The sequence below is a fragment of the Variovorax sp. J31P207 genome (assembly GCF_030316965.1).
GTDB classification, from domain to species: domain Bacteria; phylum Pseudomonadota; class Gammaproteobacteria; order Burkholderiales; family Burkholderiaceae_C; genus Variovorax; species Variovorax ginsengisoli_B.
On the sequence record NZ_JASZYN010000008.1, the window covers coordinates 268,355 to 290,249 of the forward strand.

Here is a 21,895-nt window from a genome sequence, read left to right on the forward strand (position 1 = left end):
CGCGACGAGAGCAAGAAGATGGACATGACTGACACCAGGTTTCTCGGCAGCGAGCCGACCACCGCCGGCGCACTCGAGGTCATCGGCATCCGCAAGGATTTCGAATCCTTCAGTGCCCTGCGCGACGTGCACCTGCGCGTCAATCCAGGGGAGATGCTCTGCTTCCTGGGTCCCTCGGGGTGCGGCAAGACCACGCTGCTGCGAATCATCGCGGGGCTCGAGACGCAAACCGCCGGTCAGATCCTGCAGAACGGCAAGGATGTGTCCTGGCTGCCCCCCGATCAGCGCGACTACGGCATCGTGTTCCAGTCGTACGCGCTCTTTCCGAACCTCACGATCGCCGACAACATCGCCTACGGCCTGGTCAATGGCAAGGTGAAGAAGGGGGAAGCCAAGGCACGGGTCGAGGAACTGCTGAAGCTGGTCGGCCTGCCGACCTCGGGCAGCAAGTACCCGAGCCAGCTGTCCGGCGGGCAACAGCAGCGCGTCGCGTTGGCGCGCGCGCTGGCCACACGTCCTGGGCTCCTCCTGCTGGACGAACCCCTGTCGGCGCTCGATGCGCTGGAACGCATCCGTCTGCGCGGTGAGATCCGCCGCCTGCAGCGCCAGGTGGGCATCACGACCATCATGGTGACGCACGACCAGGAAGAGGCCCTGTCGATGGCCGATCGGATCGTCGTCATGAACCATGGCGTGATCGAGCAGGTGGGAACGCCGATGGACATCTACGAAAGGCCGGCGACTCCCTTCGTGGCCGATTTCGTGGGCAAGGTCAACGTCCTGCACGGCTACGCGCTGGGCGGAAACCTCTTTCGCGTCGGCGACATGGAGCTGCAGTGCGATGCCTGCGACATCGGCTTCGAGCCGGGCGACGAGGTGAATCTCTACCTGCGGCCGGAAGACCGCCTGGTCGAGAACCTTGCCCACGACACGCCCAACCGGATGAGCGCACTGGTGAGCAAGGTCGAGTTCCTCGGCGGGCTGTGCATTGCCGAAGTCACTGCCGATGCGCTTCATGGCCAGAGCCTGGGCCTGCACTTCTCGCTCAACCAGTTGCATGATCTCGACATTCGCGAGGGCAATCGCATCGAGATCGCACTGCGCGCCAACCGTATCCGGGCCTTCTGCAGCAGGACTGCCAGGCCATGAACGCGCTGGCACGTCCCTACCCGTCCGCCCCGATGGTTACCGCCCGCCCTGGAATGCGCTGGAGCCGTGACGACCTGATCGCGCGAGGGGTGCTGCTCGCCATCATGGCGATGCTGTTCACGTTCCTGATCGCGCCGCTCTTCATGATCCTCGTGAGTGCGGTGCAGGACAGGGACGGCGCTTTCGTGGGATTGGCGCACTTCGTCACCTACTTCCAGACACCCAGCCTGCTGCGCGCCGCATGGAATTCGATCTGGGTGGCCTCGGTCGTCGTGATGATCTCGGTGCCGACGGCCTTCGTCTGCGCGTATGCGCTGACGCGTACCTGCCTGCCGGCTTGGTTCAAGGGCACGTTCAAGCTGGTCGCGCTGATCCCGCTGCTTGCGCCCTCGCTCCTGGCGGCCATTTCGTTCGTGCAGTGGTTCGGCAACCAGGGCGCGTTCAAGGCGCTCCTGATGGGCGCTTCGATCTACGGTGCGCCGGGCATCATCCTGGCCGAGGTCTACAACACCTTTCCGCACGCGCTGATGATCCTGGTCACCGCGTTGTCGCTTGCCGATGGCCGCCTCTACGAAGCGGCCACTGCTTTGCGCACGCCCCCGTGGCGCCAGTTCACGACGATCACCTTGCCCTCCTGCAAGTACGGCCTGATCAGCGCCGCGACGGTCGTGTTCACCTACGTGGTCAGCGACTTCGGCGCGCCGAAGGTCATCGGCGGCAACTTCAACGTGCTGTCGGTGGACGTTTTCAAGCAGGTGGTGGGGCAGCACAACTTCTCGATGGGTGCGGTGGTCGGCATGCTGCTGCTCGTTCCGTCCATCCTGTCGTTCGTCATCGACTACACGGTGCGCCGCAAGCTGAAGGCGCAGTTGACCGCGCGCTCGGTCCCGCACATTCCGAAGCCGCGTCGCCTGGCCGATTCCCTCCTGGCTGCGACCTGCGTCCTCGTGTGCACGCTGCTGCTCGGCACCATCGGCATGGCCTTCTACACGTCGTTCATCACGCTCTGGCCGTATGACCTGTCGCTGACGCTCAAGCACTATCACTTCGCCCTGATCGAAAGCGACATGGCCGCGGCCTACGGCAACAGCCTGATCGTGGCGATCTCGACGGCCATCGGCGGATCGCTGATCGTGTTCGTTGGCGCCTACCTGATCGAGAAGTCGCGCGGCCTCGTCGCGATGAAACGCGCCATGCACCTCATGGCGGTGCTGTCGATGGCCGTGCCGGGCCTGGTGCTGGGCCTGGGCTACGTGATGTTCTTCAACCATCCGGCCAATCCGCTGAACGGGCTCTACCAGACGATGGCGATCCTGATCCTCTCGATGATCGTCCACTACTACACATCGAGCCACCTCACCGCCGTGACTGCGCTCAAGCAGATCGACAACGAGTTCGAAGCCGTCTCGGCCTCGCTGAAGGTGCCGTTCTACAAGACCTTCCTGCGCGTCACGGTGCCGGTCTGCCTGCCGGCCATCCTGGACATCGGTCGCTACTTCTTCGTCGTCTCGATGGCCAGCCTCTCGTGCGCGATCTTTTTGTATTCGCCCGAAACGATCCTGGCGTCGGTCGCGATCATGCATCTCGACGACGCCGGCGACATCGGTCCGGCGGCCGCACTCGCCAGCCTGATCGTCGTGACATCGATCGTCGTGTGCATCGCCTATTCGCTGCTGACGCGCGTGCTGCTCGTTCGAACGCAGGCTTGGCGCAACCTTCGCCGTGGCTGACCATCACTGCATTTCCTCACACCATCGCCCTTCCCACAGGAGACACCATGAGCCAAGTTCGTTCGCCGATCCTTCTCACTCCCGGTCCGCTGACCACATCGGACAAGACCCGCGCGGCCATGCTGCGCGACTGGGGCTCGTGGGATTCTGACTTCAACCAGATCACCGCGAGGATCCGCCAGCAGGTGCTGCGCATCGTGCATGGCGAGGCCTCGCACGAGTGCGTGCCGCTCCAGGGCAGCGGCACCTTCTCGGTGGAGGCTGCCATCGGGACGATCGTCCCGCGCGACGGCCACGTGCTGGTGCCGAACAACGGCGCCTATTGCCAGCGCATCGCCAAGATCTGCAAGGTGCTCGGCCGTCGCGTGACCACGATCGACTACAGGGAAGACCAGCAGGTCCTGGCCGCGGACGTCGACCGTGCCCTCGCAGCAGACCCTTCGATCACGCATGTGGCGCTGGTCCATTGCGAGACCGGAACCGGTGTGCTCAACCCGCTCCACGACGTCGCGCTGGTCGTCGAAAAGCACGGCCGCGGTTTGATCGTCGATGCGATGAGTTCATTCGGCGCGATTGATATCGACGCCCGAATCACGCCTTTCGACGCGGTTGTCGCCGCCTCGGGCAAGTGCCTCGAAGGCGTGCCCGGCATGGGCTTCGTCATTGTCAGGCGCAGCACCCTGGAAAAGTGCGAGGGCAACAGCCACTCGCTCGCCATGGATCTTTACGACCAGTGGATATACATGGGCAAGACGACGCAATGGCGGTTCACGCCCCCCACCCACGTGGTCGCGGCACTGGATGAAGCCATCACGCAATACGTCGAGGAAGGCGGGCTCGACGCGCGCGGCGGGCGCTACGCGCGCAACTGCAAGGCCTTGATCGATGGCATGGCCGCGCTGGGATTCCGCAGCTATCTCGATCCTGCCATCCAGGCGCCGATCATCGTCACTTTTCATGCGCCCGACGATCCGAAATACGACTTCAAGACGTTCTACCAGGAAGTCAAGAAGCGCGGCTACATCCTCTACCCCGGCAAGCTCACGCAGGTCGAGACATTTCGCGTCGGATGCATGGGCCACTTCGGTGAAGCAGGGATACCGGGAGCGGTCGCTGCGGTGGCAGACACACTCGAGGCCATGGGCATTCGGCAAGGTGTTGCCGCTGCCGCAGTCACCTGATGCGGCACAGGTGGGGTGGGGCCCTCTGGCCGAACCGGCCAGCGCCCGCCTCAGACCACCTTGTAGACCCGTATCACGACCGCCTCGCGCTGCGGGCGAAGGCTGTTCAGCGTGCCCACGTACACGAAGTCGTTGAGCCAGCCGTAGCGGCCGTCGGGCGCGACGATCTCCAGGGACGAGAACACGTAGGGCGGCGCATCCTTCGGCCGCCGCGAGAGCACCCGGTTGCGCACCGAGATGACGACGCCGTCCTCGGTCTTCAGCTCATAGACCGCGTCCAGGTTCTTGGCCCCGTCGCGGCGCAGCAGCTGCCGGTCGGCGCCGCCGGCGATGACCGTTCCGCGCAGTCCCGGCCCTTCGAAGCTGCCGCCGACGATCGGCACCATGAAGCGCTCGCCGAAGGGCGAGGCGCCCAAGGTCAGCGCCGGCGAGAGATCGACGATCGCCTCGTAGACGAACTCGGTGCGCGGCAGCACCATGGGGATGGCCTGGGTGGTCGGCGTGGCGGGGGCATCGGCCGCGAGGGCAGGGCCCGCGGCGGTCGCGCAGGCCAAGCCGGCAAGCAGCATGCCGCGGCGGGAAGTCGAGTTCATCGAGGTGTCCTTGGGGCGGGGTCCTGGCCTCATTATGGTTATATTAAATAACTAAACAAGGGGCACCTGACGCTTTCTTCCAGGGGTTATCCCTGGCGTTGGCCTGGTTCGAGTCTCGAGGCCCGGCCGCTCTACACCGGCAATCCGTGGTTTCTCGCGCCTTCCGTGCGGTACTGCCGCTGGCGCGACCGGCGCGGCTGAAGGGCGCGTCGGCTTGGGTGGACAATCGGCGGTCCCGACCCCGCCACCGTCCCCAGGAAGCCAGCAGCCATGTCCGCGTCTACCGACCTCGAGTCGATGTTCGATCTGTCGCCCGTCTCTCTCTGGCTCGAAGACTACAGCGGCCTCAAGGACCTGTTCGACCAATGGCGGCTGGCCGGCGTCACCGACCTGGCCGCGCACCTGGCGGCCGACCCCGCGCGCATCCGCGACTGCATGGCCTGTTACAAGGTCCTGCGGGTCAACCAGCACACGCTGACGCTGTTCGGTGCGCGCAGCCAGGACCACCTGCTGGCCGCCCTCGACCAGGTCTTCCGCGACGACATGGCGGACTGCGTCATGCACGAACTCGAACAGCTCTGGCAGGGAGCGCTGAGCGTGGAGAACCAGACGGTCAACTACACGCTCGACGGCCGCCGCCTGGACGTGCAGGTGCGCCTGCGCATCCTGCCGGGCCACGAAGACCGCTGGGACCGCGTGCTGGTGTCGCTCGACGACATCACGGCCCGCGTCGCGGCCTATCGCGAGCGCACCGAGGCCGAGCGCTATGCCCGCGGCCTCTTCAACCATTCGCCGGTCTCGCTCTGGGTCGAGGATTTCAGCGCCGTCAAGAAGCTGCTCGACGAGATCCGGCAGCGCGGCATCACCGATTTCACGACCTTCATCAAGGTGCACCCGGAATTCGTCACGCGCTGCATGCAGGAGATTCGCGTGATCGACGTCAATCGCGAGACCCTGCGGATGTTCGGCGCCGCCGACACCGCCGACCTGCTGCGCAACATCCCCAGGGTGTTTCGCGACGAAATGCAGGATTCGTTCGCCGACCAGCTGCAGGACCTGTGGAACAACAAGACCTCCCAGCAGCGCGAAGTCGTGAACTACTCGCTCGCGGGCGACCTGATCAACATCCACATGCAGTTCACCGTGCTGCAGCACCACCTCCAGACCTGGGACCTGGTGCTGGTGTCGCTGGTCGACATCACGGCGCGCAAGAAAGCCGAGGCCTACCTCGAATACCTCGGCCGGCACGACGTGCTGACGCAGCTGTGCAACCGCGCCTTCTACACCGAGGAGCTGCACCGGCTGGCGCGCAAGGGCCCGTGGCCGGTGTCCGTCATCGCGATCGACCTCAACGGCCTCAAGCGCGTCAACGACGAGGACGGCCACGCCGCGGGCGACGCCCTGCTCAGGCGGGTCGGCGAGGTGCTGACCCAGGCGGTCGACGCGCCCGGCTGGCCGGCGCGCATCGGCGGCGACGAGTTCGCCGTGCTGTTGCCGGCCACCGACGAGCGCGGCGCTGCCGGCATGCGGGATCGCATCGTTTCGCTGCTCGACCTGAACAACCAGTTCCACGCCGGGCAGAGCGGCCACGTGGTGCACCTGGCGATCGGCGTGGCGACCTGCGGGTCCGGCGACCAGCTGGAAGCCGCCTTGCAGCGGGCCGACCGGGCCATGTACGAGGACAAGGCCCGGCACTACGCGAGCAGCGTCGCCTGAGCCGCCGTCGGCGGCCGCGGGCTTTCGCTGCGGCAACCGGAGTGACATGGCACGCATCGTGCAAAGCGGTGGCATGCTCGCATTCGTGATCGAGACATTTCCGCAACGGCTGCGCCGATGGGGCGCCGGGCAGGCACAGGCGCTGCGGGTGCTGCTCACCCTCGGAAGCCTGATGGCGGTGTGCGGCGCCAGCGACCGGATGGACGCCGTGACGCCGCTGTTCCTGGGCGCCATCGCGAGCGCGCTGGCCGAAACCGACGACAGCGCGCGGGGACGCTACCGGGCCCAGGTCGTCACGCTGCTCTGCTTCGCGGCGGCGGCTTTCGCGGTGTCGGCTCTGATCGACCGCCCGGCGCTGTTCATCACCAGCCTCGCGCTCGCCGCCTTCTGGCTCACGATGCTCGGGGCGGTCGAGGCGCGCTACAAGGCGATCGCCTACGCGACGCTGATCCTGGCGATGTACACCACCCTCGGCATCGGCAACCACCCGCTCGCGGGCCCGGACGAACGCCTGCACGAGCTCTTGCTGCTGCTCGCGGGCGCCGCCTGGTACGGCGTCTTCTCGGTCGCCTGGTGCCTGGCCTTGCCGGCCCAGCCGGTGCAGGCGCGGCTCGCCCGGCTGTATTCGGTGCTCGGCCACTACGTGCGCTTCAAGGCCTCGCTGTTCGAGCCGCTGCGCGGCATCGATATCGAGCGCAAGCGGCTGTCGCTGGCGCAGCTCAATGCCGACGTGGTGGCCGAGCTCAACGCTGCCAAGGAGAGCATCTTCCGCCGCATCGGTGCGCGGGCGCCGACCGGCCGGATCGCGCGCTACCGTGGCCTCTACCTGATCGCCCAGGACGTGCATGAACGCGCGAGCTCGTCCCACGACGACTACAACGCGCTGGCGGACGCCTTCTTCCACAGCGACCTGCTCTACCGCTGCCAGCGCGTGCTGCACCTGGAGGGCGAGGCCTGCCGTCGGCTGGCGCAGTCGATCGAGCGGCGCCAGCCCTTCGTGGCCGACACCGCCACGGTGCAGGCACTGGCCGAACTGCGCAGCGCCATCGCGCATGAACGTTCGCACGCGCGCGAGCCGGCGCGGCAGGCCCTGCTGGCGTCGATCGAGGCGCTGGCGCACAACCTGGAGCGTCTCGATGGCCAGCTGGCCGGCGCCAGCGAGCCGACCGCGCGCGCCGGGCGCACCGACATGGGCCTGCTCGACCGCTCGCCGCGCTCCTGGCGCGACGCGGCCGAGCGCGTGCGGCGCCAGCTGTCGCCGCGCTCGCCCCTGTTCCGGCATGCGCTGCGATTGGCGATCGCGCTCGCGGCGGGCTACGGCGTGATGTGGCTCATCCATCCCGCCCAGGGCTACTGGATCCTGCTGACGACGCTGTTCGTCTGCCAGCAGACCTGGGGCGACACCATGTCGCGCATGGGCCAGCGCATGGCGGGGACGGCGGTCGGCGTGGTGGTCGGCTGGGCGCTGCTCGACCTGTTCCCGCAGCATCTGGTGCAGGCGCTGCTGGCGGTGGCGGCCGGCGTGCTCTTCTTCGCCACCCGCAGCGCGCGCTACTTGCTGGCGACCGCCTGCATGACGGTGCTGGTGCTGATGTGCTTCAACCAGGTCGGCGACGGCGGCGTGCTGATCGTGCCGCGGCTGGTCGACACCGCCATCGGCAGCCTGATCGCCGGACTGGCGATGGTGCTGGTGCTGCCGCACTGGCAGGGCCGGCGCTTCAACGAACTGGCGGCCGCGGCGATGCGCAACCAGGCGCTCTATCTGCGCGAGATCGCCGAGCAGTACCGTGCCGGCGCGCGCGACGACCTGCCCTACCGGCTGGCCCGGCGCAATGCCCACAACGCCGATGCGGCGCTGGCCGTGGCGGTGTCCGAGATGTTCCGCGAGCCGGCGCTGGTGCGGCCGCGCGCCGGCGTCGCGCTGCGCTTCCTGATCCAGTCGCACACCCTGCTGAGCTACCTGTCGGCGCTCGGCGCCCACCGGGTCGCCCTGCGCAGTCCGGCGCTGGCGGTCGCGACGCGCGGTGCGGCTGAAGGCGCGGCCCAGGCGCTGGAGGCGTTGGCGGCCGATGTCGAGCGCGGGTCGGCGGACGCCATCGAGGCCGCCACGGCCCCGGCGGACGAGCGCCCGGCCCTGGCCGACCTGCTGGCGTCCGACGGCGAAGGCGGCGACGCCGCGGCGCAGCTCATCCGCACCGAGCTGTCCCTGATCGGCCAGCAGATCGAGGCGCTGCGCGGCCATGCCCTGCAGTGGCTGCGGCCGGTGGTCGAAACTTCAGAGTGAGGCGGCGGCGCCGAGCCTCCTGGCGAGCCGCTCGAGCGCCTGCGCGGCGGTCGGTGCCAGATCGATCGATCGCGACAGCATGAGGTTGAGCGGCTGCCCGAGCCCCTCGACCACCGTCCCGGTGGCGGCTTCCGTGACCACCCCGGCCGCATCGCGGCGGCAGGCGATCGCGGCCTGCACGCGGTCCGCATAGCTGCCTTGAGGCACGGCGTAGCCGACCACCGGCAGGCCGAGCGCGACCGCGAAGCCGACCTCGAACACGGTGCCGGCGTCGGGCTCCTGGCCGCGAAAGCTCGACAGGTTGGCGATCACGCCGTCGGACTCGCGGATCAGCGCGACGTTGCCTTCGTAGATGGCTTGCGCCCGGGCGTCGTCGCCGGCCGAGGCCGCCAACGCCAGCGGTGCGTCGATCGGTGCGACGCCGGCCAGGCCCAGGCGCGCGCAGTGCGCCTTCAGGGCGGCGAAGATGCGGTCGCGGTCCGGCAGGAAGACGTCGGGCCCGGCGAGGTAGATGCGGGGGCGAGGGCGGTCCGGGTCGCCTTGGCGCTGGAAAGTCATGGCGCCATGTTATCGGCCCGCGCCGGTTGGCTTGCACTGGACCGCCCCAGGATGTCGGCGCGCAGGTCGTTGTAGCGCGAGACGAAATTGACCAGCACGCTGGCGGTCCAGGCGAAGGCGAAGATACCCGAGATCCCGATGATCGGCGGCACGATCCGCCAGGCGCGCGGCAGCGAGAAAGGCTCGCCGAGCGCGGTGTAGCAGTTGGCCGCGAAGTAGGCCGCGGTCGACCAGTCGGCGACGATGTCGCCGAAGATCAGCGCCGCCGACCAGACCACCACCTCTGCCAGGTGCAGCGCCAGCAGCATCATCACCGTGACGGTGAACAGCAGGTCGGCCCGCCAGAGCGACGCCCGAACGTGCGAGGCGCTCGTGTGCTTGAGGAAGGAACTCGTGATCACGCGGATCCAGAAGGCATGGAACATGATCACGAAGACCAGCACCGCGCCGCCGAACATGATGTCGGGCAGCGGCAGCGCCTGGGTCAGGGCGTTCTCGACCAGGCTGGGCCGCAGGCTCTGCAGGTCGGACGCGGCCGTGGACATGACGCCGGGCAGCGAGTCGGTGTCGAATTTCGAATCAGCCATGTTCCGGGGTCCCGATCGAGTGGTGGCGGTTGGAGGCACGGGAGCTTACGCCGAACCGCGGAGCGGGCAGAATCATCCCGAGACCCCGCACCCGAAACCTGGAGACAGCGCACGATGGCCATCGAGCTCAGCAAGGAAGCCCGCAAGGAGGCCATCGCCTCCATCGAGCGATATTTCCGGGAGAACATGGAGGAGCCGATCGGCAACATCGCCGCCGGCGCACTGCTCGGCTTCTTCCTCGAGGAAGTCGGGCCGGTGATCTACAACCGGGCCGTGACCGAAGTGCAGGAGCGGCTCCAGGCCAGGATCTCCGAGCTGGACATCGAAGTCCACGAGGACGAGTTCCAGTACTGGCGCAAGTACGAGCGCAAGCCGCGCGAGCGGAAGTGACGCGGGACCGCGCCGACGATCCAGGCGCTCAATGCATGGCGCTCGACGCCGACGCCGCCGCGGCTTGCGCCTGCGGCGCCTCGTCCCATCCCCCGCCCAGCGCCTTGTACAGGTTCACCAGGTTGACCGATTGCTTCAACTGCAGCTCGATCCACTGGCGCTGCTCGAGGTAGAGCTCGCGCTGGGCGTCGGCGCCGGCGAAGTAGTCCTCGAGTCCGTTGCGGAAGCGGGTGCGCGAGATCGCCGCCACTTTCTCGAGCGCCTGCACGCGACCCTGCTGTGCCTCCAGCTGCGGCGACAGGTGGTTGTTCGCGATCAGCGCGTTCGCCGTTTCGCGCAGCGCTTGCTGCACCGCGTATTCGTAGGCCGACATGGCAGCGGACAGCCGCTCCTCGTTGGCCGTGAGGTTGGCCGAACGTCGGCCCCAGTCGAGGATCGGCAGCGAGACCCCGAGCACCGTGGCCCAGCTGCGGTTGCCGCTTCCAAGCAGGTTCGAGAACTCGCTGCTGAGCCCGCCGGCCACGGCGGTCAGAGAGAAAGTCGGATAGAACGCCGCCTTGGCGGCCCCCACGCCCGAGTTCGCCGCTTCGACCCGCGCATAGGCCGCCAGCAGGTCGGGCCGGCGCTGCAGCAGGCTGGCCGGCAGGCCGACCGGCACCTCGGCCACCGAGCGCTCCGGCCAGGGGCGCTGGGTGCCGGTCGTGGCCGCCACCGGTTGGCCGACCAGCACCGTGAGCCACTGCAGGTCCTGGCCGACGCGCATGCTGAACTCCTCGCGCTGCACCAGGGCGCGCTGCACCAGCGACTGGGAGCGCAGCAGGTCGAGGTCGGAGGTGCCGCCGACCGAGCGGGCGCGTTTCATGATGTCGGTGCTGTCGCTCTGGCTCTTCAGGTCGGCCTCGGCCAGCGCGAGCAGCGCGCGGTCGGCGCGCAGCGTGAGGTACGCGTTCGAGACCTCGCCGACCAGGTTCATGCGCGCGGCCGCGTAGTCCCGGTCGATGGCCTGCGCCTGCGCGCCGGCCTGTTTCACGCCGGCATCGACATGGCCGAAGAAATCGAGCTCGTAGGCCGTGACGCCGGCCTGGACCGCGTAGGTGTTGCCGACCCGGCCGATTGCCTGGTTGCTCGTGACGACACCGGTGGAGCTCAGCGAAGTCGCCATGTCGCCCCGTTGGGCATAGCCGGCGATGCCGATCTCGGGGAACAGGCTGGAGCGCGTGCCGGCGTAGACGGCGCGCGCCTCGCGGGCTTTCGCGGCATAGGCGCGCAGGTCGCGGTTCTGCGCCAGCGCGGTCGCGACCAGGCCGCGCAGCTCATCGTCGCGCACGAAGGCCTGCCACGCCATGGGCGCTGCGTCGCCAACGGCGGCGCCTGTCGGCCACTGGGTCGGCAGCTCGACATCGGCCGGCTTGAGCGCGGGCGTCAGGCTGCAGCCGCCGAGCACGAGCACGCCGAGCACCAGCGCCAGCAGCAGCGGTGCCGGCGCGGCGACGCCGCGCAGCCACGCCGCCGGAACCCGGGGCCAGCGCCAGCCCGCGCTGCCGAGGAAGGCCATGGCCGCGTGGCCGGGCCGCACCTGGGTGGCCACATGGCTCGGCGGCAGGCTGAACACATGGCGAACCAGGCGGTCGTGCACGGCCTCGTCGCAGGCGAAGCTCAGCTCGGCGCCGCTTGGCGTGTGGTCCGCCAGCAAGGCGGGCACCCAGCCGACATGGTCGACATGGACATCCAGCGGCTGGCCGACCGGGATCCGGCGCAGCAGGGCGCTGTCGCGCAGCAGCGCCCCGTCCACCGCGATCTCGATGAACTGCGTGGCGCCGACGCCCGCGGCGCTGCGGATGTTGGTCGCGGCGTCGTATGGAAAGCGCTCGTCATGGTCCGGCCGCGGGCGGTCGATGCAGGCGATCAGCGCCGCCAGGCAGTAGACCGTGGCCACCAGGGTCCAGATCACGTTGAGGACATCGCCGGTGCTCATCGTGCCGCCGATGGCGTCGAGCGCGCCCATTTCCATCGCCACGATGAGGCCGCCGAAGACCGCGACCAGGTTCCAGTGGACCACGGTCTTCGAGCGATCCTGGCCCTTGGCCGTGACCTTGAAAGGGCGCCCGAAGGGCCGCACCAGCGAGGTGACGATGGTGCGCGTCACGGCCATGGCCGCCACGATCTGCGTCACCTCGGTGAACACCGGCAGGCAGCGCCGCTGGCTGATCCAGTAGGTGTAGCCCCAGAACATGACCAGCGGCGGCAGGCCATAGAGTGCGAAGGCCCGTGGCGTGGCGTGGAAGGCCGAGACGCCCGCATACCAGTACAGCGCGGGCGCCGCCAGGATCAGCAGGATGAACGGCTTGCTGAGCCAGTGCAGCAGGCCGTGCACATAGTGCAGGCGCGCCGCCAGGCCATAGCCCTTGCCGCGCAGCGGACCGTCGCGCAGCAGCGCCACCTGGATGGTGCCGAGGCACCAGCGGCTGCGCTGGTTGATGTAGTCGACGATGCTATCGGCCGACAGCCCGTTCGACAGCCGCTCGTTGAGCCAGCGCGTGACCCAGCCGAAGCGCATCAGCGTGTAGGTGGTGTAGATGTCTTCGCACACGCTGCCGGTCGGGAAGCCGCCGGCGGCGGTGATGGCGTCGCGTCGCACGATGAACGACGTGCCGACGCAGAAGGCGACGTCGGCCGCGTCCTTGGCCGGCTGCAGCACGTCGAAGAACACGCGCTGCTCGTCGACCCAGCTGTCGGTGGCGCGCAGGTTGTGCTGGATCGGGTCGGCGTTGTAGTAGAACTGCGGCGTCTGCACCAGCCCCACCTTCGGATCGTCGAACAGGCCCAGCATCCGGTAGACGATGTTGCGGTGTGGCGTGAAGTCGGCGTCGAGCACCAGGATGTACGGCGCGTCGGTGGCCGCGGCCGATTGGCGCAGGCCGTTGTTGAGGTTGCCGGCCTTGGCATGCGCGTTGTCGGCGCGCCGGGCGTAGTGCACGCCCTTGCGGGCACAGTAGTCGCGCAGCCAGTCGCGGCGCGTGTCGTCGAGCACCCAGACCGCGAGGCGCGGGTAGTCGATCGCCTGGGCGGCGAGGATCGTCTTCTCGAGCACCCCGAGTTCCTCGTTGTAGGTGCAGATGAAGACATCGACCGCCGGCACGTCGGCGCCGCGCGCGCGCAGCGAGGCTTCGCCGCGGTCGGCCAGCCCGTGGTTGTCGCGCCGCCCGGTCAGCATCTGGATCGACATCAGGGTGTAGAGGATCGACACCATCTCGAACACCAGGAAGACCCAGCCGACCAGCGTGCCGAAGCCGAGATCGGCCGGCGGCAGTGTTTCGGCCAGCCGCCACACCACGTAGCGCACCAGCACCAGCGCGGTCAGGTAGCCGAACAGCGCGCGGTGCGAGAGGCGGTCCGCGCGGGCATGGAAGATCATCATCAGGGCCAGGCCCGTGACGATCAGGTTGATCCTGAACTCGGGCGAATCGATCAGCTCGAACATGGCGTCTCTCCTGTGGCGGTGGGGCTTCCGGTGAACGGGTTCCAGCCCGTCGCTGCGAGCGCGATCCAGGCGGTGGCACCGAGGTGGGGCCAGTGGTAGTAGAAGAAGTCGGCGCCCGCCGAGTCCGGCCCGATGGCCAGCCCGGTCGAGATGCGCGGGCTCGGTGTCGCGTAGTACAGGCCGTTGTCGGCGCGCTGCGCGGCCAGCAACTTCCACAGCGCCTCGGGCACCGCGCCCTTGACGGCCGCCAGCGTCGCGGCGGCCTGGGCGCTGCCTTCTGTCCAGATGCCGTCGGGCTGCTGCGAGAACCCGTAGCCGTCGCCGTACCGGTGGTTGCGCTCGACCCACGCGAGGCCGGTGCGCCAGCGGCAATGGCCCGGCGGGGCGGCCAGCAAGGGCCACAGCTGGGCGTCGAGGCCCGAGCCGGTGGTCGACACGGTCGCCCCATCGGCCAGGGTGCCGATATGGAAGCGCTGCTGCTGCGGGCTCCACATGCGCGACACGAACGCCAGCGCGGTGCCTGCCTGCCGCGTCTGCTCGGGCCGTGCGCCCGCGCGCTCTGCCCAGGCCGCGGCCATGGCGATGTCGATGTGGTGCTCGGTCGACTTCCAGGTCTGCGCGCTCTGCGCATCGTCCCAGCCGTACCAGCCGCCGTTGTAGCCATCGGGATCGACCGTGGCGCGGGTGCGCTGCTCGATCCATGCCAGCAGCCTGGCCGTCGCGTCGAGATAGCGCGGCGTGGGCGCCTGCTGATTCAGGTTCAGCAGCAGCAGCGCCGCCCACGCGACGTTGCCGGTCGCGGTGCTGATCTGGTAGGCGTCGGCGATCCACTGGTTCCTCGCGGCATCCCAGTAGCCGGGCAGCACCGGCTTCGCCTCGGCCAGCGGGCCGGCGCGGTAGGCGTTGCGGACCCGGCCGTCGAGGTAGTGCGGATCACGCTCGACCGCCAGCACGACGGCCTCGGCGATGCGCCGGGCCGAGGCCGTCTCGCCGCAGGCCAGCAGCGCAATGCCGGCCAGCGCGTTGTCGTAGACGAAGGCGACGTTCGCGAGCGTCGGCGGCAGCGGCGCCACGCCCTCGACGACGGTGTCGACGCGATAGCTCGCGAGCAGCAGCGGCGCCGACGCATCGCCGCGCGCATCGGTGGCTGCTGCGCGGCGCAGTCCTTCGCAGCTTTGCTGCGCCAGCGCCTGCCGGACCTCGCTCGCTGCCGTCGCAGGGCCGGCGTGCAGCGCCCAGGCGATCGGCCATGCCAGGGCCAGCCGGATCGCGTGTCGCCAGGTGGATGCAGTGCTTGCCATGGCGTGACTCCATCGACGCCGCTACGCGCCCAGCCGGGCCGACACCACCTTGCCGGGCGCGCACAGGCTGCGCTGCACCGCCGGGTCGGCGCTCGGGGGTTCGATGCGCGCCACGGCATAGACGGAACCCTGCTCCGCGAAGGGGAAGGGGACGATGTAGCTGCTCTGCAGTTCGTCCGGCGCGACCGGCAGCAACTGCGTGACGCGCGCCGGAACTTCCAGGCCGCTGTCATCGGTCGTCACGGTGAGCATCGAGCCCATGTTGAGACGCTTGGCGAGCCGCGGCGCGAACACCGCCACCACTTCGATCCGGCTGCAGTCGATCATCCGCACCAGCGTGGCGCCCTGGGGCACGAAGCTGCCTTGCGGCATCAGCACGGTGTGCACCTGCCCGGCCTGCAGCGCGCGCACTTCGTAGGCGGCCAGCCGGTCGATGCGGCGCCGCTCGTCGTCTTCGAGCGCGGTCACTTCGCGCAACTGCTTCTGCACGGCCGTGCTGTCTTGCTGGGCGCGCTCGATGCTGCCGGCGAGCGTCTCGCGGCGGCTCACCAGGGTCTGGAACACCGTGCCGCTGCCACTGCTCACGAAGGCTCCCTGGCTGGCGATCGCGACGCTCTTGCCAAGTCCGGCATAGGCCTGTTCGGCCACCGCGGCGTTGGCGCGCGAGGTGCTCAACTGGGCCTGGGCGGCGTCCATCGCCTGCGGACTGACCGCGCCCTGGTCGAGCATCGCGGAGGTGTGGCGCACCTTGAGCTCCTGCTCCGCCACGTTGGTCAGCGCCACCTCGCGCTGTCGCTGGGCGATCTGCCAGGCGTCGCGGGTCTGCGCCATCGACGCCTGGCGGTAAAGCTTGACCTGCTGCTCGACGAACTGCAGTTCCTCGTCCGAGGCATGCAGTTGATTGGCCAGCTGCGACACTTGGCTTTGCAGGGCCAGGCGCTGGGTGGTCAGCGTGGTGAGGATGTCGCGGTCGATGGTCGGGTTCTGCACCGTGGCGACCACCGCCCCGGCGTCGACCTTGTCGAGCGCACGCACCGTCATGTGCGTCACCACGCCGCTGATCGGCGAGGTGACCAGCAGCACGGGGGCCTGCAGCACCGTGCGGGTGGCCTGCCTCGACACCAGCGGCTGGATCAGGGTCGTGACCACCAGCCACAGCACGAAGGCAAGCAGCGCATAGCCCGCGAGGCGGGGAACGATCGACTCCGACGTGCTGCCGCGCCAGCGCCGCAGCCGGCCCCGCCAACCGGCGGGTTCGGCACCTGCAATCTGGATCGACTCCTGGACAGTGCTTGCGTTCATGGGCGCCTCGCGTAAGTGGACGGGGTGACTTTTGAGGACCGGGCGTCTCCGCTGTCGCAGCACATCGTTGGGGCATGCCGTCTGCTTTTGCTGCAGTGCAGCAATACCCATGCCAAAAATTAAGGGTTTCTACTTATTGAGCAACTGGATGTACATGACCCTCGAAGTCGCTCGGGCAGCGAGAAACTAGGGTTAACCCTATAATTGAGCCCGTACGCGACCCCGTCCTGGAGTCGCTCCCCCTGGAGAACCCCTCTCATGTCCACGATTCTTGCCAATGGCCTTTCCGTCGACGCACCCGGTTCGTCGCCGGCTTCGTACGCACTGTCGCGTGTGCTGGGCTTCGGCATCCGGCTGCTGACCGGCTGGAAGGTGGCGGCGCCCGAGGCCCCGCTGTCGCGCAAGGCCGAAGCCGATGCGGTTCGCGAATGGGCATGGACCTTCGCCCGCACCGATCGCAGCTTCTCGGACGACCTGTTCGCGGCCGCCGATCGGCACGAACTCGCCCGCCACTGAGGACAGGCGCGGGCCGGCGCTTCCGCCGAAGCCCGTCAGAGAACCTTCACCGCCCGGCCGATGAACTGGATCGGCCCGGTCGGCCGATCGAGCGGCGAGCCGTTCGCTGGCTCGAGGGTCAGTTCGAACAGCTGGTTCGGCTCCAGTGGCGGCAGCTTGTCGAGCGGTACCTGAAGCGTCTGGCCCGGCGTGACGAGGCCCAGCGACACCGGGCCACGCCAGCCGTCGGCCTTGGTCCAGAACTGCAGCGACTTGTCGCTCGGCACCGTCATGCTGCCAAGCGGCGTCAGGCTCAGCCGGCGGGCATCGGCGGCCGCCTGCACCACCCAGCCCGGGGCCTTGTCCTGCGGCGCAACGAGCACCACGATGAACTGCACGGCGGGCGCCGGCTGAATGCGTGTCACCAACACGGCAGCCATCAGGGCAGCCGCAGCGAAGCCGGCGCCGGCCAGCCCGCGCCAGAGCCGCAGGCTGCACCACCAGCCGGGGCGGCTGGCGGCGCGACGGGGCGCCGTCGTGGCCGACACGCTGGCGTCGATGCGGCGCCAGAGCGCGGGAGATGGTTCCACCGGCTGGGCGAGGGCCACCAGCGGATGCAGGCGTTCTTCCCAGGCTTCCACCGCCGCGCGCAGCGCCGGCTCCCGCAGCATGCGCGTCTCGACCTCGCCGCGGGTGGCGGCCGACAGCGTGCCGAGCACGTAGTCGCCGGCCAGCGCGTCGAGGGCGTCGTCGGCGGAGGGGGGCGTGGTGTCGTTCGGGTTCATGCCATGCATTCGCGCAACGAGCGCATGCCGCGCTGGATCCAGGACTTCACGGTGCCCAGCGGTTTCTGCATGCGCTGCGCGATTTCCCCGTGGGAGCAGCCATCGAGATAGGCGAGCACGATGCACTCCCTGCGTTCGCCTTCGAGCCGCTCCAGGCAGGCCTCGAGCCGGCCCAGGTCGGCCCGCGTCTCGAGTGGGTCGAGGCTCGTCGCATGGCGGGCCAGCGCCACGTCGTCTTCGAGCGCGGCCTGGCTTTCTTCGTCGACCGGCACCTCGCGCGCATGGCTGCGGACCCAGTTCAGAGCCGCATGCCGCACCACGCTGTAGATCCAGCCCCGTCCGGCGCCGCGGCGTGGGTCGAAAGATCCGGCGCGCTGCCAGATGCTGACGAAGGCATCGTGCAGCACGTCCTCCGCCGACTGGCGCTGGCGCACGATGCGCAGCGCCACGCCCAGCAGGTAGCGGCTTTCAAGGCTGTAAATCTGCGCCAGCGCCTGCCGATCGCCGCGCGCGCAGGCGGCCAGCGCGGCGTCGTGGTCGAAAGGGTCGGTGGCGGGCAAGCGGGTCCGTGCTCGGCGATGGAGGCGCCATCGTAGTCGACGGCCCGCATCCGGCCCCCCCGGCTCAGGCGGCTTTCCAGAAGATGTAGTCGGCCTGGTAGCGCACGGTCTCCTGCTGGCCCTTGGCGGCCGGCGTGCAGGCACTGGCGGGTGCGATGCCGCCCTTGAGCGCGACCCGCTGGATGTAGGTGACGCCGCTCATCGCGCCGCTGCCCATCGCCGGGTTGGCCTTGACCAGCTGGTAGGGCAGGCTGGTGGGGCCGGAGGGCGCGACCGCGAGTTGCGTCGCCGTGAGCTTCGAGCCGTCGTTGGCCTCCCAGGTGGCCGGCGGACCGTAGTACCTGCCGACCGCCTTGCCGCTGCGGTCGTTCAGCACCGCCTTGGGCCCGACGAACACCCACTCCGCCTGGCCGGGCGTGCCGGCCTTGTCGCGGCACTCGTAGGTGATCTCGCCGACGCCGATGGTTTCCAGCGCGACCTTGTGGCCTGCCGGCACCTGGATCGGGGCCGGCAGCGAGGCTTGCGAGAAAGCCGATCCGGAGGTGGGCATCGAGCCGCAGGCGGCCAACAGGGCGGTGGCCAGCAACGGTGCGGCGACGACGGGGCGCGACGGGATGAGGTGACGCATGGGAAATTCCTTCGGTGGTTGGGTGGGCAGCGGCTTGCTGCTGCCGGAACTACCCGCCGACGGCGCGATTGGATGCAGGTGCAGCCAAAAAGAATCTTCGGCGCGGCGTTGTGAATCCGCTGCTTAACCGGTCGGACAGTGGGTGCGGATGCGCAATAATCGTCCCCATGTATCCCGCGAAAAGCGCAGTTCGGCGCCATCTGCCATGAGTTCGAGCGTGCCGACCCCGGCGCAGCTGGCCGACATCGACGACGAAGAACTCGTGCGCCTGGCTGTGAGCTGGCGCGCCCAGGCCTCGCGTGGCGACCGCGAGGCCTTCGGCATCGCCCACGCGCTGGAGGTCGAGTGCCGCCAGCGGCTGCGTGCCAGCCAGCTCCAGCAGTTGCCGCCCGAGTCGATACCGGCGGCGCGGCCCTGGTGGAAGTTCTGGGGGTCGAAGGACCACCCGGCGTCCGCTCCCTGACTCAGCCGCCGCGCACCATCGACAGCACCTGCCGCGGGTCCAGCGTGCGGGCCTTCTCCTGCATCGCCGGCAGATAGCGCGCCTGCAGCCCTTGCGCCTCCTGCATCACGCTGGCGTAGGCGCCCTTCAGCATTTCGGTCGACAGCTGGCGTCCACCCGCGTAGTAGCGTCGGGCGACATGGCCGAGCGCGTAGGTGGTGGCGAAGCTCATGCCCGAGCTCACGGCCTGCTTGCCGAGACCGCCGAGCAGGCCGCCGCCGACCTTGCCAAGCAGGCCGCCGAGCAGCTTGCGGCCGGCCTGCTCCAGGTACTGCGAGGTCAGGCCGACGCCGACCGTGGCGACGAAGTCCTTGATGTGGCCGCTGTCGAGCTCGAAGCCGTAGGCCTTGCCGACGCGGTAGACCAGCTTCATCTGCAGCGGGATGATGGCCATGGTCGAGAGCGTCTCGGGCAGCAGCTCGAGCGCGCCGTTCAGGATCGCGGCGTTCAAGATGGCCTGGTCGAGTTCGGCCGGGTCGGGCCCGCCGCCCGGTGCCGCCAGCGCGGCGCCCGCGGCCAGGGGCGCCGCCGCGATCGCCTGCGCCTCTTCGGTGAACGCGGCCGAAGCCGCTGCATCGAGTCCGAGCGATGCGCGGAGTTCGCCCAGGAAGCCGTATTCGGCCTCCGAGTGCGCGCCGTCGGCGTCGCAGACGCAGACCGCCATCTCGTAGGCCAACTGCTTGGCGCCGTGACTTCGCAACTGCGCCCCCAGGTCGGCGACCGAGACGCGCTGCATCAGCACGTCCTGGTAGAGCGTCGGCAGGTTGATCGCCTCGGCCCGCGAGAAGCCGTCGGCGATGCGCTTGATCTCCTCGCGTTCGCGCGCGTGCTTGTCGCCGTCGGCGAAGGCCGCCATCAGCGCCAGCGTGACGATGGCGCGCGCTTCCTGGTCCGTCATGCTCATTCCTCGCGGCTGCCGCCCAGGCCCAGCAGCATCAGCAGCGACTGGAACACGTTGTACAGGCTCAGGTAGACGCCGAGCGTGGCCGTGATGTAGTTGGTCTCGTGGCCGTCCTTGACGCGCTTGAGGTCGTGCAGGATGAAGGCCGAGAAGATGCCGATCGCCAGCACCGCCAGCGTGATCATCAGCGCGCCCGACTGGATGAAGAAGTTGGCGATGCCGGCCACCAGCAGCAGGATGGCGCCGATGAAGAGCCACTTGCCCATCGCCGACAGGTCGCGCTTGATGATCGACGACAGGCTGGCCATGCCGAGGAAGATCGCGCCGGTCCCGGCGAAGGCCGTCATCACCAGGCTGGCGCCGTTCTGCATGCCCAGCACCACGCCCAGCATGCGCGACAGCATCAGGCCCATGAAGAAGGTGAAGCCCAGCAGCACCGGCACGCCGGCGGCCGAATTCTTGGTCTTCTCGATCGCGAACATGAAGCCGAAGGCACCGGCCAGGAAGACCACCATCGAGATGCCGGGCGACATCGCGCGCGCCAGGCCGGTCGAGAGGCCGAGCCAGGCGCCCAGCACGGTGGGCACCATCGACAGCGCCAGCAGCCAGTAGGTGTTGCGCAGCACCTGGTTGCGCTGCGCGGCGGCCGGCGTCGCCGCGTAGGGCGAGCCGTAGACCTGGATGTTGTCGTTCATTCGAATGTCCTTGGTAGGTTGGAAAAACCACGCGTGTGCACGCGCATGGGGCCCACTCTAGGGCGATATAGCCTTCGAGAAAAGTCGAATTTTTGACACCATTCATTCGAGTTTTCCGTAGTATTGGGGCTAGTATGAACTTCAAGCACCTGCACTACTTCTGGGCCGCCGCCAAGGCCGGCGGCATCGTGCGCGCCAGCGAGCAGCTGCACATCACGCCGCAGACGCTGTCGGGGCAGATCAAGCTGCTCGAGGACAGCCTGGGCAGCCCGCTGTTCCAGAAGCGCGGCCGCGGGCTCGAGCTGACGCCCGAGGGGCGCACGGCGCTGAGCTATGCCGACCAGATCTTCGCGCTCGGCGCCGAGCTCGAGGCGGCGCTCGGCAGCCGCGGCGAGGGTGCCCGCGCGCTCGACTTCCGGGTCGGCATCGCCGATGCGGTGCCGAAGTCGATCGCCTACCGCCTGCTCGAGCCGGCGCTCGGCATCGCCGAGCCGGTGCGGCTGATCTGCCACGAAGGCAATTTTCGCGACCTGCTCGGGCAGTTGTCGGTGCAGCGCATCGACCTGGTGATCGCCGACGAGCCGATGGGCCGGCAGGTCGGCGTGAAGGCCTTCAACCACACGCTGGGCACGACGGCGATGAGCTTCTTCGCGACCCCGGCGCTCCGGCGCACGCTCAGGGGCGAGTTCCCGCAGTGCCTCGACCGCGCGCCGATGCTGATCCAGGGCGCCTCGTCGGCCGCGCGCCAGCGGCTCGACCTGTGGCTGGCCGAGCACCGGCTGCGGCCGCGGGCTATCGGCGAGTTCGACGACGCCGCGCTGCTGAAGGCCTTCGGCGGCGAGGGCCGCGGCGTCTTCATGACGCCCGAGGTGCTCGAGGAAGAGACCTGCACCCAGTACGGTGTCGAGGTGATCGGCCGTGCCGCCGGGCTGATCGAGGAGTTCTTCGCGATCTCGGTCGAGCGCCGCGTCACCCATCCCTGCGTGGTCGCGATCACGAAGGCGGCGCGCGGGCGCTTCCATCGCCGCCGCGGCTCCGGATAATCGGCCGGCCCCCC

The 21,895-nt window shown here is 68.9% G+C and carries 20 protein-coding genes; 9 read left to right on the forward strand and 11 right to left on the reverse strand.

Annotated features, from left to right (window positions below; translation table 11 throughout):
* Nucleotides 1-18 precede the first annotated feature (18 nt).
* From QTI68_RS26730 to QTI68_RS26740, 3 genes are read left to right on the forward strand one after another with little or no spacing between them, the layout of a single operon-like run.
* Nucleotides 19-1,149 carry a putative 2-aminoethylphosphonate ABC transporter ATP-binding protein gene (locus QTI68_RS26730; protein WP_286525981.1) on the forward strand — a complete coding sequence of 377 codons (1,131 nt, stop codon included), beginning with the start codon at nucleotides 19-21 and terminating at the stop codon, nucleotides 1,147-1,149.
* Entirely contained in the window at nucleotides 1,146-2,879 is a 1,734-nt protein-coding gene (locus tag QTI68_RS26735) for a putative 2-aminoethylphosphonate ABC transporter permease subunit (protein WP_503011739.1), read from the forward strand. The genes QTI68_RS26730 and QTI68_RS26735 overlap by 4 nt, the downstream gene beginning before the upstream one ends.
* A 47-nt stretch (nucleotides 2,880-2,926) precedes the next feature.
* A complete protein-coding gene (locus QTI68_RS26740; protein ID WP_286526096.1) occupies nucleotides 2,927-4,060 on the forward strand; it encodes a 2-aminoethylphosphonate--pyruvate transaminase in 1,134 nt (377 codons plus the stop codon).
* 50 nt (nucleotides 4,061-4,110) lie between these two features.
* On the opposite strand, the gene QTI68_RS26745 is transcribed toward QTI68_RS26740, so the two are convergent.
* Nucleotides 4,111-4,653 carry a DUF3237 domain-containing protein gene (locus tag QTI68_RS26745; RefSeq protein ID WP_286525982.1) on the reverse strand — a complete coding sequence of 181 codons (543 nt, stop codon included), beginning with the start codon at nucleotides 4,651-4,653 and terminating at the stop codon, nucleotides 4,111-4,113.
* A gap of 270 nt (nucleotides 4,654-4,923) precedes the next feature.
* Here QTI68_RS26745 and QTI68_RS26750 point away from each other — a divergent pair, with 270 nt between their 5' ends.
* Both QTI68_RS26750 and yccS read left to right on the forward strand, forming a co-directional pair.
* Nucleotides 4,924-6,369: a sensor domain-containing diguanylate cyclase gene (locus QTI68_RS26750; RefSeq protein ID WP_286525983.1), complete on the forward strand. Its 1,446-nt coding sequence runs from the start codon at nucleotides 4,924-4,926 to the stop codon at nucleotides 6,367-6,369.
* 73 nt (nucleotides 6,370-6,442) lie between these two features.
* The gene (yccS, locus tag QTI68_RS26755) at nucleotides 6,443-8,653 is read left to right on the forward strand and encodes a YccS family putative transporter (protein ID WP_503011741.1); all 2,211 of its coding nucleotides are present in this window, start codon (nucleotides 6,443-6,445) and stop codon (nucleotides 8,651-8,653) included.
* Here yccS and QTI68_RS26760 read toward each other — a convergent pair.
* Nucleotides 8,645-9,211: a nucleoside 2-deoxyribosyltransferase gene (locus QTI68_RS26760; RefSeq protein ID WP_286525985.1), complete on the reverse strand. Its 567-nt coding sequence runs from the start codon at nucleotides 9,209-9,211 to the stop codon at nucleotides 8,645-8,647. The genes yccS and QTI68_RS26760 overlap by 9 nt on opposite strands.
* Nucleotides 9,208-9,798: a hypothetical protein gene (locus tag QTI68_RS26765; RefSeq protein WP_286525988.1), complete on the reverse strand. Its 591-nt coding sequence runs from the start codon at nucleotides 9,796-9,798 to the stop codon at nucleotides 9,208-9,210. Before QTI68_RS26765 ends, QTI68_RS26760 begins: the two co-directional genes overlap by 4 nt.
* Nucleotides 9,799-9,912: 114 nt before the next feature.
* Here QTI68_RS26765 and QTI68_RS26770 point away from each other — a divergent pair, with 114 nt between their 5' ends.
* The gene (locus tag QTI68_RS26770) at nucleotides 9,913-10,188 is read left to right on the forward strand and encodes a DUF2164 domain-containing protein (RefSeq protein WP_286525989.1); all 276 of its coding nucleotides are present in this window, start codon (nucleotides 9,913-9,915) and stop codon (nucleotides 10,186-10,188) included.
* A gap of 28 nt (nucleotides 10,189-10,216) precedes the next feature.
* On the opposite strand, the gene QTI68_RS26775 is transcribed toward QTI68_RS26770, so the two are convergent.
* From QTI68_RS26775 to QTI68_RS26785, 3 genes are read right to left on the reverse strand one after another with little or no spacing between them, the layout of a single operon-like run.
* A complete protein-coding gene (locus QTI68_RS26775) occupies nucleotides 10,217-13,669 on the reverse strand; it encodes an efflux transporter outer membrane subunit (RefSeq protein ID WP_286525990.1) in 3,453 nt (1,150 codons plus the stop codon).
* Complete coding sequence (locus tag QTI68_RS26780; protein WP_286525992.1) at nucleotides 13,657-14,970, reverse strand: hypothetical protein; 1,314 nt, start codon at nucleotides 14,968-14,970, stop codon at nucleotides 13,657-13,659. Before QTI68_RS26780 ends, QTI68_RS26775 begins: the two co-directional genes overlap by 13 nt.
* 21 nt (nucleotides 14,971-14,991) lie before the next feature.
* Nucleotides 14,992-16,272 (reverse strand): HlyD family secretion protein, encoded by a 1,281-nt coding sequence (locus QTI68_RS26785; protein ID WP_286525994.1) that lies wholly within the window; start codon nucleotides 16,270-16,272, stop codon nucleotides 14,992-14,994.
* Nucleotides 16,273-16,530: 258 nt separating this feature from the next.
* Between QTI68_RS26785 and QTI68_RS26790 the strand changes: the two genes are divergently transcribed.
* Nucleotides 16,531-16,788, forward strand: a complete 258-nt coding sequence (locus tag QTI68_RS26790) for a hypothetical protein (RefSeq protein WP_286525995.1) — start codon at nucleotides 16,531-16,533, stop codon at nucleotides 16,786-16,788.
* A gap of 35 nt (nucleotides 16,789-16,823) precedes the next feature.
* On the opposite strand, the gene QTI68_RS26795 is transcribed toward QTI68_RS26790, so the two are convergent.
* From QTI68_RS26795 to QTI68_RS26805, 3 genes are all read right to left on the reverse strand, one after another.
* On the reverse strand, nucleotides 16,824-17,552 hold the full coding sequence (locus tag QTI68_RS26795) for an anti-sigma factor (RefSeq protein ID WP_286525996.1): 729 nt from the start codon (nucleotides 17,550-17,552) through the stop codon (nucleotides 16,824-16,826).
* Nucleotides 17,549-18,112, reverse strand: coding sequence for a sigma-70 family RNA polymerase sigma factor (locus tag QTI68_RS26800; RefSeq protein WP_286525997.1), 564 nt, complete (start codon nucleotides 18,110-18,112; stop codon nucleotides 17,549-17,551). Before QTI68_RS26800 ends, QTI68_RS26795 begins: the two co-directional genes overlap by 4 nt.
* Before the next feature lie 64 nt (nucleotides 18,113-18,176).
* Entirely contained in the window at nucleotides 18,177-18,740 is a 564-nt protein-coding gene (locus QTI68_RS26805) for a DUF3455 domain-containing protein (RefSeq protein ID WP_286525998.1), read from the reverse strand.
* 205 nt (nucleotides 18,741-18,945) lie between these two features.
* On the opposite strand from QTI68_RS26805, the gene QTI68_RS26810 reads away from it, so the two are divergent.
* Nucleotides 18,946-19,203 (forward strand): hypothetical protein, encoded by a 258-nt coding sequence (locus QTI68_RS26810; RefSeq protein ID WP_286526000.1) that lies wholly within the window; start codon nucleotides 18,946-18,948, stop codon nucleotides 19,201-19,203.
* A gap of 1 nt (nucleotide 19,204) precedes the next feature.
* Here the strand turns inward: QTI68_RS26810 and QTI68_RS26815 are convergent, their stop codons facing one another.
* Complete coding sequence (locus QTI68_RS26815) at nucleotides 19,205-20,140, reverse strand: YcjF family protein (protein ID WP_286526002.1); 936 nt, start codon at nucleotides 20,138-20,140, stop codon at nucleotides 19,205-19,207.
* Between the two features lie 2 nt (nucleotides 20,141-20,142).
* The gene (locus QTI68_RS26820) at nucleotides 20,143-20,838 is read right to left on the reverse strand and encodes a Bax inhibitor-1 family protein (protein ID WP_286526004.1); all 696 of its coding nucleotides are present in this window, start codon (nucleotides 20,836-20,838) and stop codon (nucleotides 20,143-20,145) included.
* A 134-nt stretch (nucleotides 20,839-20,972) separates the two neighbouring features.
* Between QTI68_RS26820 and nhaR the strand changes: the two genes are divergently transcribed.
* A complete protein-coding gene (nhaR, locus tag QTI68_RS26825; protein WP_286526006.1) occupies nucleotides 20,973-21,881 on the forward strand; it encodes a transcriptional activator NhaR in 909 nt (302 codons plus the stop codon).
* Nucleotides 21,882-21,895: the final 14 nt, after the last annotated feature.

Excerpts from the sequence above, each read along its gene's own strand:
- QTI68_RS26730 (WP_286525981.1), top strand. The coding sequence starts at position 19 with ATGGACATGACTGACACCAGGTTTCTCGGCAGCGAGCCGACCACCGCC.
- QTI68_RS26735 (WP_503011739.1), top strand. The coding sequence starts at position 1,146 with ATGAACGCGCTGGCACGTCCCTACCCGTCCGCCCCGATGGTTACCGCC.
- QTI68_RS26740 (WP_286526096.1), top strand. The coding sequence starts at position 2,927 with ATGAGCCAAGTTCGTTCGCCGATCCTTCTCACTCCCGGTCCGCTGACC.
- QTI68_RS26745 (WP_286525982.1), bottom strand. The coding sequence starts at position 4,653 with ATGAACTCGACTTCCCGCCGCGGCATGCTGCTTGCCGGCTTGGCCTGC.
- QTI68_RS26750 (WP_286525983.1), top strand. The coding sequence starts at position 4,924 with ATGTCCGCGTCTACCGACCTCGAGTCGATGTTCGATCTGTCGCCCGTC.
- yccS (WP_503011741.1), top strand. The coding sequence starts at position 6,443 with ATGCTCGCATTCGTGATCGAGACATTTCCGCAACGGCTGCGCCGATGG.
- QTI68_RS26760 (WP_286525985.1), bottom strand. The coding sequence starts at position 9,211 with ATGACTTTCCAGCGCCAAGGCGACCCGGACCGCCCTCGCCCCCGCATC.
- QTI68_RS26765 (WP_286525988.1), bottom strand. The coding sequence starts at position 9,798 with ATGGCTGATTCGAAATTCGACACCGACTCGCTGCCCGGCGTCATGTCC.
- QTI68_RS26770 (WP_286525989.1), top strand. The coding sequence starts at position 9,913 with ATGGCCATCGAGCTCAGCAAGGAAGCCCGCAAGGAGGCCATCGCCTCC.
- QTI68_RS26775 (WP_286525990.1), bottom strand. The coding sequence starts at position 13,669 with ATGTTCGAGCTGATCGATTCGCCCGAGTTCAGGATCAACCTGATCGTC.
- QTI68_RS26780 (WP_286525992.1), bottom strand. The coding sequence starts at position 14,970 with ATGGCAAGCACTGCATCCACCTGGCGACACGCGATCCGGCTGGCCCTG.
- QTI68_RS26785 (WP_286525994.1), bottom strand. The coding sequence starts at position 16,272 with ATGAACGCAAGCACTGTCCAGGAGTCGATCCAGATTGCAGGTGCCGAA.
- QTI68_RS26790 (WP_286525995.1), top strand. The coding sequence starts at position 16,531 with ATGTCCACGATTCTTGCCAATGGCCTTTCCGTCGACGCACCCGGTTCG.
- QTI68_RS26795 (WP_286525996.1), bottom strand. The coding sequence starts at position 17,552 with ATGAACCCGAACGACACCACGCCCCCCTCCGCCGACGACGCCCTCGAC.
- QTI68_RS26805 (WP_286525998.1), bottom strand. The coding sequence starts at position 18,740 with ATGCGTCACCTCATCCCGTCGCGCCCCGTCGTCGCCGCACCGTTGCTG.
- QTI68_RS26810 (WP_286526000.1), top strand. The coding sequence starts at position 18,946 with ATGAGTTCGAGCGTGCCGACCCCGGCGCAGCTGGCCGACATCGACGAC.
- QTI68_RS26815 (WP_286526002.1), bottom strand. The coding sequence starts at position 20,140 with ATGACGGACCAGGAAGCGCGCGCCATCGTCACGCTGGCGCTGATGGCG.
- QTI68_RS26820 (WP_286526004.1), bottom strand. The coding sequence starts at position 20,838 with ATGAACGACAACATCCAGGTCTACGGCTCGCCCTACGCGGCGACGCCG.
- nhaR (WP_286526006.1), top strand. The coding sequence starts at position 20,973 with ATGAACTTCAAGCACCTGCACTACTTCTGGGCCGCCGCCAAGGCCGGC.